12 protein-coding genes are annotated in these 13915 nt (G+C 70.3%); 8 read left to right on the plus strand and 4 right to left on the minus strand.

Annotation, left to right across the window (positions count from 1 at the left end; translation table 11 throughout):
- Positions 1 to 18: 18 nt before the first annotated feature.
- Both AC5Y43_RS03905 and AC5Y43_RS03910 read left to right on the plus strand, forming a co-directional pair.
- A complete protein-coding gene (locus tag AC5Y43_RS03905) occupies positions 19 to 363 on the plus strand; it encodes a hypothetical protein (protein ID WP_499969611.1) in 345 nt (114 codons plus the stop codon).
- Between the two features lie 98 nt (positions 364 to 461).
- On the plus strand, positions 462 to 1106 hold the full coding sequence (locus AC5Y43_RS03910) for a nitroreductase family protein (RefSeq protein ID WP_499969613.1): 645 nt from the start codon (positions 462 to 464) through the stop codon (positions 1104 to 1106).
- Here the strand turns inward: AC5Y43_RS03910 and AC5Y43_RS03915 are convergent, their stop codons facing one another.
- On the minus strand, positions 1107 to 1571 hold the full coding sequence (locus tag AC5Y43_RS03915; protein ID WP_499969615.1) for a tRNA (cytidine(34)-2'-O)-methyltransferase: 465 nt from the start codon (positions 1569 to 1571) through the stop codon (positions 1107 to 1109).
- A gap of 276 nt (positions 1572 to 1847) precedes the next feature.
- Between AC5Y43_RS03915 and AC5Y43_RS03920 the strand changes: the two genes are divergently transcribed.
- From AC5Y43_RS03920 to AC5Y43_RS03940, 5 genes are read left to right on the plus strand one after another with little or no spacing between them, the layout of a single operon-like run.
- Complete coding sequence (locus tag AC5Y43_RS03920) at positions 1848 to 4694, plus strand: sensor histidine kinase (RefSeq protein WP_499969617.1); 2847 nt, start codon at positions 1848 to 1850, stop codon at positions 4692 to 4694.
- On the plus strand, positions 4691 to 5092 hold the full coding sequence (locus tag AC5Y43_RS03925; protein WP_499969619.1) for a serine protease inhibitor: 402 nt from the start codon (positions 4691 to 4693) through the stop codon (positions 5090 to 5092). The genes AC5Y43_RS03920 and AC5Y43_RS03925 overlap by 4 nt, the downstream gene beginning before the upstream one ends.
- A 6-nt stretch (positions 5093 to 5098) precedes the next feature.
- Positions 5099 to 5473: a DUF742 domain-containing protein gene (locus tag AC5Y43_RS03930; RefSeq protein WP_499969623.1), complete on the plus strand. Its 375-nt coding sequence runs from the start codon at positions 5099 to 5101 to the stop codon at positions 5471 to 5473.
- Positions 5454 to 6026, plus strand: coding sequence for a GTP-binding protein (locus tag AC5Y43_RS03935; protein ID WP_499969626.1), 573 nt, complete (start codon positions 5454 to 5456; stop codon positions 6024 to 6026). Before AC5Y43_RS03930 ends, AC5Y43_RS03935 begins: the two co-directional genes overlap by 20 nt.
- Positions 6027 to 6033: 7 nt before the next feature.
- Positions 6034 to 6597, plus strand: a complete 564-nt coding sequence (locus AC5Y43_RS03940) for a pentapeptide repeat-containing protein (RefSeq protein ID WP_499969628.1) — start codon at positions 6034 to 6036, stop codon at positions 6595 to 6597.
- Here the strand turns inward: AC5Y43_RS03940 and AC5Y43_RS03945 are convergent.
- The 3 genes from AC5Y43_RS03945 to AC5Y43_RS03955 all read right to left on the minus strand — a co-directional run bounded on the left by AC5Y43_RS03945 (position 6594) and on the right by AC5Y43_RS03955 (position 13031).
- Positions 6594 to 9041, minus strand: a complete 2448-nt coding sequence (locus tag AC5Y43_RS03945; RefSeq protein WP_499969629.1) for an ATP-binding cassette domain-containing protein — start codon at positions 9039 to 9041, stop codon at positions 6594 to 6596. The genes AC5Y43_RS03940 and AC5Y43_RS03945 overlap by 4 nt on opposite strands.
- A 40-nt stretch (positions 9042 to 9081) precedes the next feature.
- A complete protein-coding gene (locus AC5Y43_RS03950) occupies positions 9082 to 11727 on the minus strand; it encodes an ATP-binding cassette domain-containing protein (RefSeq protein ID WP_499969631.1) in 2646 nt (881 codons plus the stop codon).
- Positions 11728 to 11822: 95 nt separating this feature from the next.
- Entirely contained in the window at positions 11823 to 13031 is a 1209-nt protein-coding gene (locus AC5Y43_RS03955; RefSeq protein ID WP_499969633.1) for an NADH:flavin oxidoreductase, read from the minus strand.
- A 26-nt stretch (positions 13032 to 13057) separates the two neighbouring features.
- Here AC5Y43_RS03955 and AC5Y43_RS03960 point away from each other — a divergent pair, with 26 nt between their 5' ends.
- Positions 13058 to 13906, plus strand: coding sequence for a bifunctional methylenetetrahydrofolate dehydrogenase/methenyltetrahydrofolate cyclohydrolase (locus AC5Y43_RS03960; protein WP_499969635.1), 849 nt, complete (start codon positions 13058 to 13060; stop codon positions 13904 to 13906).
- The last annotated feature ends 9 nt before the right edge of the window (positions 13907 to 13915 follow it).

The raw sequence follows: 13915 nt of genomic DNA on the forward strand, positions 1-13915 counted from the left end.
TTCAACGTTGGAGTCGAGATGAAATTCAGAACTGCTCGCCAGTGCGCTGCGATTTTGGGTTGTGCTGCGGCGCTTGGTCTTTCTCCCGCGGTGGCCAGCGCCGATCCGCCCGACCCGCACCAGCCGGACATGACCAAGGGGTTCTGTCCGGGCGGGCGATGGGGCTACGGCAATTTGGCCGTATGCGACGGCGAGAAGTACCCCGACGGGTCGTTTTGGCACCAGTGGATGAAGACCTGGCTCGTGGGCCCGCAGTTCTACTACGACTGCGTCGGCGGCGACGAACCCCTCCCGGGCCCGCCGCCTCCCGGTGGCTGCGGCGGGGCCATTGCGCCCGACCAGCCGCCCCCGCCCGCACCATAGTTGCCGCGAGGGTCCCCAAACTGCCAGCAGTTACCGGCGCGTCGCGTACAAACACGCGCGCTCGCGGGGATGGCGCGCCCCGACGGTAGCCTCCACACATGACCCTGAACCTGTCCGTCGACGAAGTCCTGACCACCACCCGCTCGGTCCGCAAGCGCCTCGATTTCGACAAGCCGGTGAGTCGCGAGGTGCTGATGGAATGCCTCGACCTGGCGCTGCAGGCGCCGACGGGCTCCAACTCGCAGGGCTGGCAGTGGGTGTTCGTCGAAGACGCCGACAAGAAGAAGGCGATCGGCGACATCTACCTGGCGAACGCCCGCGGTTATCTCAGCGCGCCGGGCGCCCAGTACCCCGAGGGCGACACCCGCGGCGAGCGGATGGGCAAGGTCCGCGATTCGGCGACCTACCTCGCCGAGCACATGCACGAGGCGCCCGTGCTGCTGATCCCGTGCATCGAGGGCAGGGAGGACAAGTCGCCGCTGGGCGGGGTGTCGTTCTGGGCATCGCTGTTCCCGGCGGTGTGGAGCTTTTGCCTGGCGCTGCGCTCGCGGGGACTGGGCTCCTGCTGGACGACCCTGCACCTGCTGCGCGACGGCGAAAAGCAGGCCGCCGAGGTGCTCGGCATCCCCTACGACAACTACAGCCAGGGCGGACTGTTCCCGATCGCCTACACCAAGGGCACCGACTTCCGGCCCGCCAAGCGGCTGCCCGCCGAGCAGCTGACCCACTGGAACGGCTGGTAACTAAACCGCCCCGGCATAGCCGTGCTGGCGCCACGCCTCGTAGACGGCGATGGCCGCCGCGTTGGACAGGTTCAGCGAGCGCCGGCCCGCCAGCATCGGGATGCGCACCTGCCCGGTGATGTGCGGGTCGGCCAGGGTCGCCGGGTCCAGCCCGTCGGGTTCCGGCCCGAACATCAGCACGTCGCCAACCCGGTAGTCGACGTCGGCGAACGACACAGCCGCGTGCGCGGTGAAGGCGAACACCCGCGCCGGGGCCAGCGCGTCCCAGGCGGCCCGCAGCGACGCGTGCACGGTGACCGAGGCGAGGTCGTGATAGTCCAGGCCGGCCCGCCGCAGTTTGGGTTCGGACAGATCGAAGCCCAACGGCTCGACCAGATGTAATTCGGCGCCGGTGGCCGCCGCCGTCCGGATGGCGTTGCCCGTGTTCGGCGCGATGCGCGGGGAGTAGAACAGCAGCCGGAACATCAGCCGATCATGGCAGGGCCATGTGTTTGCCAGACTTGCGCACCCGCGCACAGCGACACCTGAGAGAGCTCTGCGTACTCAGTAAGAATTGTGGAGACCTGGCCCGCGGGCTGTCATACTCGTCGGATTGCCAGGCGTTATCGCCCGCGCCCCGCTGCGCGGCAAGGGCGAAGCCAAAGCGAATCCAAGGCGGAATAAAGCAGGAAGTCCCATGAGCCTCTCGTTTCTCGACGCGCCGCGAATCGGCGCGCCGGCCGGCCGCGCGGCCGCAAGCGCATGACCATGTTCACCCGCCCGGCCCGCGCGGTCGAGGCGTCCGCGCCCCAGTCCCGGCAAGCCTCCGCGCGGCAGGCCAAGCGCCCGCCGGCCTGGTCGCCGAGCAACTGGCCCGTCCGCTACAAGGTTCTGGCGATTGTGCTGGTCCCGCTGATTTTGGCGATGACGTTCGGCGGGCTGCGCATCAAGGACGCGATGGCCAACGCCGGCGGACTCAAGCTGGCCGCGGCCCGCGCCGACGTGCTGCCGGCGATCACCAAGTACATGTCGGCGTTGGACGTCGCGCTGCTGGCGAGCTCGACCGGACACGACGTCGAAGGGGCGAAGAAAAACTACGAGGCGCGCCGCTACGAGCTCCAGCAGCGGCTGGCGGACACCGACGTCACCCCCGACGTCCGGTCCGGGGTGAACACCGTGCTGAACGGGGGCCAGGGGCTGCTGGACAAGGTGGCCGACAACAGCATCGGTTTGCGGGACCGGGTGACCACCTACGCCCCGATCCTGCTGACCGCCGAGGACGTCATCAACGCGTCGGTGCGCGTGGACAACGAGCGGATCCGCGCGGAGGCGCAGGGCCTGAGCCGCGCCGTCGGCGCCCGCGGCCAGATGACGATGCAGGAAATCCTGGTGACGCGCGGGTCCGAGCTGCCCGAGCCGCAGCTGCGGACGTCGATGATCACCCTGGCCGGCACCGAACCGTCGACCCTGTTCGGGATGAGCGAGGTGCTGGGCGCCGGCTCGCCCGAGGCCCACACCCTGCAGCAGCAGATGGTGACGCGGATGGCGATCATGTCGGATCCCGCCAGCGTGCTCGTCGACAACCCCGAGCTGTTGCGCTCGATCCGGACCACCGACGGGATCGCCGAGCAGGTCATCGCCGACGCGACGGCGTCGGTGACCAAGTCCGTGCACGCCGAGGCCACCGACCGCCGCAGCGCCGCGGTCGTCGACACCGTGCTGGTGCTGGCCGCCATCGTGATCGCGCTGCTCGTCGTGTTGCTGGTGGCCCGCGCGCTGGTGCGCCCGCTGCGCGTGCTGCGCGACGGCGCGCTCAAGGTCGCGCACACCGACCTCGAGGAAGAGGTGGCCCGGGTCAAAGCCGGTGGCGCCGAACCGATTCCGCAGCCGCTGCCGGTGTACACCACCGAGGAGATCGGCCAGGTCGCCCACGCGGTCGACGAGCTGCACACCCAGGCGCTGCTGCTCGCCGGGGACGAGGCGCGGCTGCGATTGCTGGTCAACGACATGTTCGAGACCATGTCGCGGCGCAGCCGTTCGCTGGTCGACCAGCAGCTGGCGCTGATCGACCGGCTGGAGCGCAACGAGGAGGATCCCGAACGCCTGGACAACCTGTTCCGGCTCGATCACCTGGCGGCCCGGCTGCGCCGCAACAGCGCCAACCTGCTGGTGCTCGCGGGCGCGCAACTCGCCCGCGACCAGCGGGACCCGGTGCCGCTGTCGACGGTGATCAACGCCGCGGTGTCCGAGGTCGAGGACTACCGCCGCGTCGAGGTCACCGGCCTGCCCGACTGCGCTCTCGTCGGCGCGGCGGCGGGCGGTGTCATCCATTTGTTCGCCGAACTGATCGACAACGCGCTGCGCTACTCGCCGCCGACGACGACCGTCCGGGTCTCGGCATCCCTGGGCGGGAGCGGCGCCGGTGGGGGCGTGATGCTGCGAATCTCGGACTCCGGGCTGGGCATGAACGACGCGGATCGGCGGATGGCCAACATGCGGCTGCAGGCCGGTGGTGGGGACACTCCGGATCCGACCCCGGACAACGCCCGCCACATGGGTCTGTTCGTGGTGGGCCGCATCGCCGCCCGGCACGGCATCCGGGTGGGGCTGCGCGGCCCGTCCGCCCGCGAGGCCGGCGCCGGCACGACCGCGGAGATCTACCTGCCGCCGACGGTGCTCGACGGCCTGGCCGCGCCGCCGGACGAGCCGAGGCGGGCCCGGGGCGGCGCGGCGGTCCCGGTGCCCAGCGCCACATTGGCCGCCGCGACCCCCGCCGCCGAACCGCCAGTCGCCGCGCCGCAGCCGGCGAACCAGAACGGCGCCGAGCCGTCGGTCACGTTGCTGCCGCGCCGCAACCCGGGCTCCAGCGGCATCGCCCAAATTCCCGCAATTCCCCCGCCCCCGGCCCCCGAGCTGCCCCGCCGGCAGCGCCGCGAGCTCGCCACGCCCTGGTGGGAGGCCGAGCAGCGGGCGCAGCCGGAGCCGACACCGCCCGAGCCTGCTCCGGAGCCGAAACCCGCGCCGACCAAAGCGGTGTCGGACACGTCGGCGTTCTTCGCCGCGCGTTCCCAGAGCGTTCGTCCAGAGCCGGAAAACGTGCGGCCCCCGGCCGGCACGCAGGAGCCCCCCAGGCCCGCCGAACTCCCGAAGGCTCCCGAGCCCCCGTCAGCCCCAGCCGATGATGACGTCATTTACCGTCGGATGCTGGCGGAGATGCTGGGCGACCCGCACGACCTGGTCAACAGCCCCGACCTCGATTGGCAGTCGGTGTGGGACCGGGGCTGGACGTTGGCGGCCGCGGCCGAGGACAAGCCGGTCGAGTCGCAAACCGAGCACGGGCTGCCCATCCGCCAACCCGGGGCCCGCCTGGTGCCCGGGACGGCCAACGGGACCGCGGCGACGGAAGGGACGGAAGGGGAGGCGCCGCAGGCAGACGAGGGGTCGCTGGTCGGATCCAGCGGCCGATCCGCTGCCGGGCGGCGGCCCCAGCACTCGGCCGCCGGGCGCGACCCCGAGGCGGTGCGGGCCTCCTTCAGCAGCCACTTCGGTGGCGTGCGCTCGGGACGGTCGCATGCCCGCGAGACGAACGAAGGATCGGATCAGCAATGACGTCAGCCGGCAATTCGCTGGACTGGCTGGTGACGAAGTTCGCCCGCGAGGTCCCCGGCGTCGCGCATGCGCTGCTGGTGTCCGTCGACGGGCTGCCGGTCGCGGCCAGCGAGCATCTTCCGCGCGAACGCGCCGACCAGTTGGCGGCTGTCGCCTCGGGTCTGGCCAGCCTCGCGACGGGTGCCGCGCAGTTGTTCGAGGGCGGCCAGGTGCTGCAGTCGGTGGTCGAGATGGCCAACGGCTACCTGTTGCTGATGCGGGTCGGCGACGGGTCGCACCTTGCCACGCTGGCCGTCAGCTCCTGCGATATTGGCCAGATCGGCTACGAGATGGCCATCCTCGTCGAACGGGTGGGCGGGGTGGTCCAGTCCACCCGCCGATCCGGATCGCACTCGTGAGCCGCGATGGACAGACGCGAGACCTGGCCACCCGCGCGTGAGGCGAACCTGGTCCGTCCGTACACCCTGACGTCCGGACGGACCGGCACCGACGTCGACCTTCCCCTGGAAGCGCCGATCGAGACGTTGCCGGCGGGCCTGGCCCACCGGTGGCCCGCCAACGATACGAGAGGCAGGATCATCCACCTGTGCACCAACAGCCCGTCGGTCGCGGAAATCTCGGCCCGGCTGGATTTACCGATCGGCGTCGCGCGCGTCCTGGTCGGCGATCTGGTGCTATCCGGCTACCTTCGGGTGCATAGGACATTGACCGAGCGTTCCACCCGCGACGAGCGCCACGAACTCATAGGAAGGACCCTGCGTGGTCTTAAAGCACTCTGAGGGAGCCCACGCGTCGACGAAGATCGTCGTCGCCGGCGGGTTCGGGGTCGGCAAGACCACGTTCGTCGGCGCGGTCTCGGAGATCATGCCGTTGCGCACCGAGGCGATGCTCACCGACGCCTCGGCCGGCGTCGACGCGCTCGAGGCGACCCCGGACAAGCGGACCACCACGGTCGCGATGGATTTCGGCCGGATCACCCTGGACGAGGAACTGGTGCTCTACCTGTTCGGCACCCCGGGGCAGCGGCGATTCTGGTTCATGTGGGACGACCTGGTGCGCGGCGCGATCGGCGCGATCATCCTGGTCGACTGCCGGCGCCTGCAGGACAGCTTCGCCGCGGTGGACTTCTTCGAGCATCGCGACCTGCCGTTCCTGATCGCGGTGAACGAATTCGACGGCGCGCCACGCTATCCCGTCGAGGCGGTGCGCGAAGCGCTGTCCCTGGCTCGGCACATTCCGGTGATCAAGGTCGACGCCCGCGATCGCAGGTCGGCGACCGACGCGCTGATCGCGGTCAGCGAATACGCACTGGAAACCCTGGCCGCGAGCTGATCCCGCTGTGGATCGGTGGGCCGACTGCGAATACACCGGCCGGGATTTTCGCGACGAAGACCTCAGCCGGCTGCGCACCGAGCGGGCGGTGTTCAGCGAATGCGATTTCAGCGGCGCCAACCTCAGCGAATCCGAACACCGCGCATCGGCCTTCAGGAACTGTACCTTTCACCGAACAACCTTGTGGCACTGCACCTTTGCGCAGTGCAGCCTGCTGGGTTCGGTGTTCGTGCACTGCCGGATGCGGCCGATGGCGTTCGACGAGGTCGATTTCACCCTCGCCGGGCTCGGCGGTAACGACCTTCGCGGCGTGGACCTCGGCGGTTGCCGGCTGCGGGAAACCAGCCTGGTGGAAACCGACCTGCGCGAGGCGGTGCTGCGCGGCGCCGACCTTACCGGCGCGCGGACGACGGGCGCCCGGCTCGACGGGGCCGACCTGCGCGGCGCCACCGTGGACCCGGCGCTGTGGCGGACCGCGTCGCTGGCGGGCGCGCGCGTCGACGTCCCGCAGGCGTTGGGTTTCGCGCTGGCGCACGGGCTCAGCCTGGAGGGCGGCCCGGACGCTTCCTAGCGCCGCAACCGGATTCGCCACCACACGATGGCCGAGTAGACGACCGACAGGACCAGCAGCATCGCCATGTCGAGCGACCACGCGCCCGCCGTGTGGTTCCAGTGGCTGTCCTTGGGGCTGAACGGGCTGGGCTCCACCCCGTTCAGGTCGATGGTCGAGGCGCACGCGGCGAACCCCCAGCGCGCCGGCGTCAACCAGGACAGCTGGTCGATCACGGGCCGGTTGGTCACCGGGATCACCCCGCTGGAGAACACCAACTGCGCCATGATGGCCACGACCAGCAGCGGCAGGATGTGGTCGCTGGTACGGGCCAGCGCCGACAGGACCAGGCCGATGATCGCCGCGACGATGCAGGTTGCGGCGGTCGCGACGTACAGCTCGAGGGTGGGGCTCCCGAGCAGCACAGCCCCCCGGGTCGGGGTTCCCTTGCCGATCACGGTGATCGTGGTGGCGCACGCCGCCTGGGCGACCGCGAAGACGCAGAACACGGCGATCTTGGCCAGCAGGTAGGCCCCCGTCGACAGGCCGAACGCCTGCTCCCGGCGAAAGATGGGGCGCTCACCGACCAGGTCGCGGATCGTCAGCGCGGTGCCCATGAAGACCGCGCCCACGCAGAGCAGGACCAGTATCTGCGCGGGTTCGGCGGGCGTCTTGCCGTGCGGGTCGGCCAGGCCGAAGCCGGTGCTGCCGGGGACGGTGAGCGCGAGCAGCCCGATGACGAACGGCAGCACCGCCAGGAACACCGTGTACCAGCTGTCGGAGACCACGAGGCGAACCTGGCGGCGCGCGATCGTCGAAAACTGGCGCCGCACATCGATGTTCACCGGCTCGCCGAGGTCCCGCGGCCGGGCTCGCGGCGCGCCTTTCTCCGGCCGCTTCTGCGCCAGGAAGCGCCGCTTGGCCTCGTCGGGGTCGGCGCCCACCTTGACGAAGATCTCGGCCCAGTTGGTGGTCCCCATGACCGACGAGATTTCGTCGGGCGGCCCGAAGTACGCCGTCTTGCCGCCGGGGGCGAGCAGCAGCAGCTGGTCGCAGAGGTCGAGGTGGGCCACCGAGTGCGTCACCACCAGCACCGTGCGGCCGGCGTCGGCCAGTTGGCGCAGCATCATCATGACCTGGGAGTCCAGCGCGGGGTCCAGCCCGGTGGTGGGCTCGTCAAGGATCAGCAGCGACGGCCCGGTCAGCAGTTCCAGCGCCACCGAGGCCCGTTTGCGCTGGCCGCCGGACAGCTTGTCCACCCGGGTGTCGGCGTGCTCGGTCAGGTTGAGCTCGTCGAGCACCCGCGCGACGGCCTGCGCGCGATCGGCCTGGCTGGTGTCCGGCGGCAGGCGCAGCTCCGCCGCGTAGCCCAGCGCCTGGTTGACGGTCAGCTGGCGGTGCACCACGTCGTCCTGCGGGACCATCCCGATCCGGGTCCGTAGGGTCGCGTATTCGGCGTGGATATCGTGCCCCTCGAATGTGACCGATCCGGCGGTGGGGCGCGTGTACCCGGCGATGAGCCGGGCCAGGGTGGTCTTGCCCGCGCCCGAGCCGCCGATGATCGCGGTCAGGGTGCCCGGCCGGGCGGTCAGCGAGATGTTGTCGAGCAGTTCCTTGCCCTCGACCCGGAATTGCACACCGCTGACCTCCAGGCCCCCGGTGCGCGCGTCGCCCGCGGACCGCTGCACCAAGGCGCCATTCGTGAAAACCAGGTCGACGTTGCCGATGGTGACGACATCGTCCTCGCTGAGCAGCGCCGAGCCGACCCGGACCCCGTTGACGAATGTTCCGTTGACGCTGCGCGCATCGCGGATCTCGGTGCCCGAGGGCGTCGGGACAATGATCGCGTGATGGCGCGAGGCCATCACGTCGTAGATGACGATGTCGTTGGACGCGGCGCGACCGATCGTGGCGAAACCGTCGGGCTTCTCGAACCCATCGCCCGGGCGCTGCACGACGACGTCGTCGGTCGCCGCCGGCTGCGCCGACGCGATCGGACCCGTCGGCGGTTCGGCGGGCAGCACCGTCCCCGGGTGGGTGGGCGGGTCCGGCGAAGACCCGTGCCGGGCCGCGCGAGCCCACCCCGGCGGCCGGGGGAGCCGCCGGTTTCGTTGCGGCGGGACCGCGCGTATCGGATCCGTCGACGGGGCACCCCCGTCCGGCTTGATCTCGAACATCAGGCACGGTCCGTCGGGGTTGCCGATGTTGATGCGCCGGCCGTCGCAGATGTCGATCACCCGGGCCCGGCGCCGGTCGACGAATGTGCCCCGCGGCGACCCGTTGTCGATCGCCAGCCACCTGCCCCGGTCGAAGCGCAGCACCAGATGCGTGCGCGAGATCAGCGGGTGGGCGATGCACACATCGGCGCCCAGGTCACTGCCAACGACGATGTCGTGACCTGCGCGGAAGGTGTGTTTCGACCCGTTGCCCAAGACGGTCAGCACGGGCGGCGCAAGCGTATTCATCCCAGCCAGAGGAATATCCGCTGGCGACGGCGCCAAACGGTCAGTGGCGCTTGAGCCGGATCTTCCACCACGTGATGGCGCTGTAGACCACGCTCAGCACCCCGAGCATGAACATGTCGAACAGCCATGCGCTCGACTTGTGGTCCCAGTGCTGGTCTTTCGGGTCGGTCGGCCCCGGTATCAGCCGGTGGGTATCGATGGTCGACGCCGACGCGGCGAAGCCCCACCGGGCGGGCGTGCCCCATGACAATTGGTCGAGCACGATCCGGTTGGTGACCCAGATCATGCCGCCGGAGAACACCAGCTGCGACATGATCGATACCACCAGCATCGGCATGATCTGGTCCTGCGAGCTGGCGAGCGCCGACAGGGCCATGCCGAGCAGCGCCGACACCACACACGTCGCGGCCACGTCGACGAACAACTCGAACCTGACGTCTCCCAGCAGCACCGCTCCGGAAAGCGGCTTGCCCCAGCCGATTACGGAGATCGCCGTGGCGATTCCCGCCTGAATGATGGCGAACACGCTGAACACCACGATCTTGGCCGCCATGTAGGCCGCGGTGGACAGGCCGACGGCCTGTTCGCGGCGGAAAATGGGCCGCTCGTTGACCAGGTCGCGGATCGTCAGCGCGGTTCCCATGAACACGGCGCCGACGTTGAGCATGACCAGGATCTGGTCGGGCTGGGCCGGATTGTTGCCCATCGGGTCCGACATGCCGTAGCCGGTCGTGCCGCGCACGGTGAGGCTCAGCACGCCGATGAGGAACGGCAGCAACGCCAGGAACACCGTGTAGCCGCGGTCGGAGACAACCAGCCGCACCTGGCGGCGCGCGACCGTGGAGAACTGGCGAAACAGGTCGGTGTGCACGGGTTCGCCCAGGTCGGCCGGGCGGGAATCCGACGGCTTCTCGGCCAGGTGCTTGCTTTCGGCGAGGAAGCGGCGGTTGGCCTCGTCGGGATCGGCGCCCACCTTCGCGAAGATGTCGGCCCAGTTGGTGGTGCCCATGGCCGCGCCGATCTGGCTGGGCGGGCCGAGGAACGCCGTCTTGCCGCCGGGGGCCACCAACAGCAGCTGGTCGCAGACGTCCAGGTAGGACACCGAGTGGGTGACCACCAGCACGGTGCGGCCGGCGTCGGCGAGCTGGCGCAGCATCATCATCACCTGACGGTCCAGCGCCGGGTCCAGCCCGGTGGTGGGCTCGTCGAGGATCAGCAGCGACGGCCCGGTCAGCAGCTCCAGCGCGACGGAGGCGCGCTTGCGCTGGCCGCCGGAGAGCTTGTCCACGCGGGTGTCGGCGTGCTTGGTCAACTCGAGTTCCTCGAGGACCTGCGCGACGGCCTGTTCCCGGTCGGCCTTGCTGGTGTCGGGCGGCAACCGCAGCTCGGCCGCGTAGCCCAGCGCCTGGTTGACCGTGAGCTGGCGGTGCACCACGTCGTCCTGGGGCACCATCCCGATGCGGCTGCGCATCGACGCGTACTCGGTGTGGATGTTGTGGCCCTCGAACGTCACCGAACCGGAGGTGGGGCTGGTGTACCCGGCGATCAGCCGCGACAGCGTCGTCTTCCCGGCGCCCGACCCGCCGATGATGGCGGTCAGCGTCCCGGGACGGCACGTCAGCGAGATGTGGTCGAGCAATTGCTTGCCGTGGTCGACGGTGAAGCAGACCGAATTCACTTCCAGGCCGCCGGTGCGCGTGGCGGCCTCGGTGCGGCGGACCAGGTTGTCGCCGGTGAAGACCAGGTCGACGTTGCCGATCGTCACGACGTCGCCCTCGGTCAGCACCGCCGAGCCGACCCGGACCCCGTTGACGAACGTGCCGTTGACGCTGTGCGCGTCGCGGATTTCGGTGCCCAGCGGCGTCTGGGTCAAAAACGCGTGATGCCGCGACGCCAGGACGTCCTGGATGACGATGTCGTTGTCGGTGGAGCGGCCGATCGTGAGCGCTCCAGACGGCTTCGGCATCGCCCCGGACCGCGACGGCAGCAGCGCCTGGAACACCTTGGTCGCCAGGTTGGCCACCTCCGGTGGCTTGGCGGAGGACGGCGACATCTGCGTCTCCGGCGCGCCGGATGGGTGAGACATCTGCGGGTGGGGCTGGAAATTGGCCGGCGGCGGCGCGGCGGCCGGGTGCACGGGCGGGCGACCGCCGCCACCCGGGCGGCCGGCTTGGCCCGGCGGGTGCGGTGGCGCGAGGTGGTGCGGCCGGCGGGCCACCGACGCGGCCCAGCCGGGTGGCCGGCTGCCGGGCCCGGGCGGGGGACCGGGCGGGGGACCGGGCGGACCGGATTGGCCCGGCCACGCCGACCCCGCCTGGTGGGCCGCGACCGGGATGCCCATCGACTCGGTGCGGGGCGGGCGCCCGGCCAAACCTTGGTGGCGCCCGACCTCGAAGCTCAGCTGCGGCCCGTCGGGGTTTCCGATGTTGAGGGTTTGGCCGTCGTGGATGTCGACCACCGGCACCCGGCGGCCGTTGACGAAAGTCCCGTTGAGCGAACCGTTGTCGATGGCCAGCCACCGGCCCTGGTCGAAGCGCAACAACAGGTGGGCGCGCGAAATCAGCGGATGCGTGATGCGCATGTCGGCCCGCAGGTCGCGCCCGACCACCACGTCGTGACCCGCGGCGAAGGTGCGTTCCGACCCGTCGTGACGAACGGTTAGCGCTGGCGGGGCTGCTGCAGTCATCGCCACAACTGTAGCGGGTGCGGCTGTTTTCACCCTGTGAGCGTGAGCGCAGGCAGCGACTGCGAGCTCACTCTCGAACCCCGGGGTTCACGTCGTCAGCGGGCCAAGGCGTCCGGTGCACCCGTCACCACGCAGTGGGTGCGCGTGTAGATCGTCGGCATGCATCGGTTGCAGTGTGTGCACGCCGAATGCACGCTGTGCGCGGCGCCGTCGGCGGCGATCCGATTGATCAGGTCCGGCTCGGCCAGCAGCGCCCGGCCCATCGCGACGAAGTCGAATCCCTCGGCCATCGCCAGGTCCATCGTCTCCCGGTTGGTGATGCCGCCGAGCAGAATCAGCGGCATCTTGAGCTCGGCGCGGAACAGCTTGGCGTCGCGCAACAGGTAGGCCTCGCGGTAGGGGTACTCGCGCAGGAATTTCTTGCCGGTCATCCGCATGCCCCAGCGCAGCGGCGGCTTGAACGCCCCGGCGAACTCCTTGAGCGGGGCGTCGCCGCGGAACAGGTACATCGGATTGACCAGCGAGCTACCCGCGGTGAGCTCGATCGCGTCCAGCCCGCCGTCTTCCTCCAGCCACTTCGCGGTGATCAGCGATTCCTCGGTGCTGATGCCGCCGCGCACGCCGTCGGCCATGTTGAGCTTGGCCGTGACCGCGATCGGCGTGCCTTCTTTTTCCACCGCGCGGCGGACGGCCAGCACCATGCCGCGGGCCACCTTGGCGCGGTTCTCGAGCGAACCGCCGAACTCGTCGTCGCGGCGGTTGATCAGCGGCGACAAAAACGAACTCGCCAAATAGTTGTGGCCCAGATGGATTTCGACGGCGTCGAACCCCGCTTCGATGGCCAGCCGGGCGGCGTTGGCGTGCCCGGCGATGACCTCGTCGATGTCCGCACGGGCCGCCTTCTTGGCGAACCGCATCCCGATCGGGTTGAAGAACCGGACCGGCGCCAGGGCCTTGGCCTTGTTGGACTTGGCATTGGCGACCGGGCCCGCGTGGCCGATCTGCGCGCTGACCGCCGCCCCCTCGGCGTGGATCGTGTCGGTGAGCCGGCGGAACCCCGGCACCGCCTCGGGCCGCATCCAGATTCCGTTGCCCTCGGTGCGCCCGCCGCGGGAGACGGCGCAGTAGGCGACGGTCGTCATGCCGACGCCGCCCGCGGCCGGCAGCCGGTGGTACTCGATGAGGTCGTCGGTCACCAGGGCGTCGGGCGTGCGCGCCTCGAAGGTGGCGGATTTGATGGTGCGGTTGCGCAGCGTGATCGGACCGAGCCTGGCGGGGCTGAACACGTCCGGAGGGGTCGACATACCGGGGAGCGTGCCAGACTGTCGGCGTGGGAGCAATCACGCTGGACGGCAAGGCCACCCGGGACGAGATCTTCGTCGACCTCAAGCAGCGGGTTGCCGCCCTGACCGCGGCGGGACGCACACCCGGGCTGGGCACCATCCTGGTCGGCGACGACCCGGGTTCGCAGGCCTACGTGCGCGGCAAGCACGCGGACTGCGCCAAGGTCGGCATCACGTCGCTGCGTCGCGACCTGCCCGCCGACATCAGCCCCGCCACGCTCGACGAGACCATCGACGAGCTCAACGCCAACCCCGAGTGCACCGGCTACATCGTCCAGTTGCCGCTGCCGAAGCAGCTGGACGAGAACGCGGCGTTGCAGCGGGTGGACCCCGCCAAGGACGCCGACGGCCTGCACCCGACCAACCTGGGCCGGCTGGTGCTCAACAACCCGGCGCCGCTGCCGTGCACCCCGCGCGGCATCGTGCACCTGTTGCGCCGCTACGACGTCGAGATCGCCGGCGCGCACGTGGTCGTCATCGGCCGCGGTGTGACGGTGGGCCGCCCGCTGGGGCTGCTGTTGACCCGGCGCTCCGAGAACGCGACAGTCACGTTGTGCCACACCGCAACTCGCGACCTGCCGGCGCTGACCCGGCAGGCCGACATCATCGTCGCCGCCGTCGGCGTCCCGCACCTGCTGACCGCCGACATGGTGCGACCCGGCGCCGCCGTGCTCGACGTGGGTGTCAGCCGGGTGGACGGCAAGCTGGCCGGCGATGTGCACCCGGACGTGTGGGAGGTGGCCGGCCACGTATCACCGAATCCCGGTGGCATCGGCCCGCTTACCCGCGCGTTCCTGCTGACCAACGTCGTCGAGCTGGCCGAGGGACGGCGCTAACAGGTGCGC

This window comes from Mycobacterium sp. NGS57 (assembly GCF_059812405.1).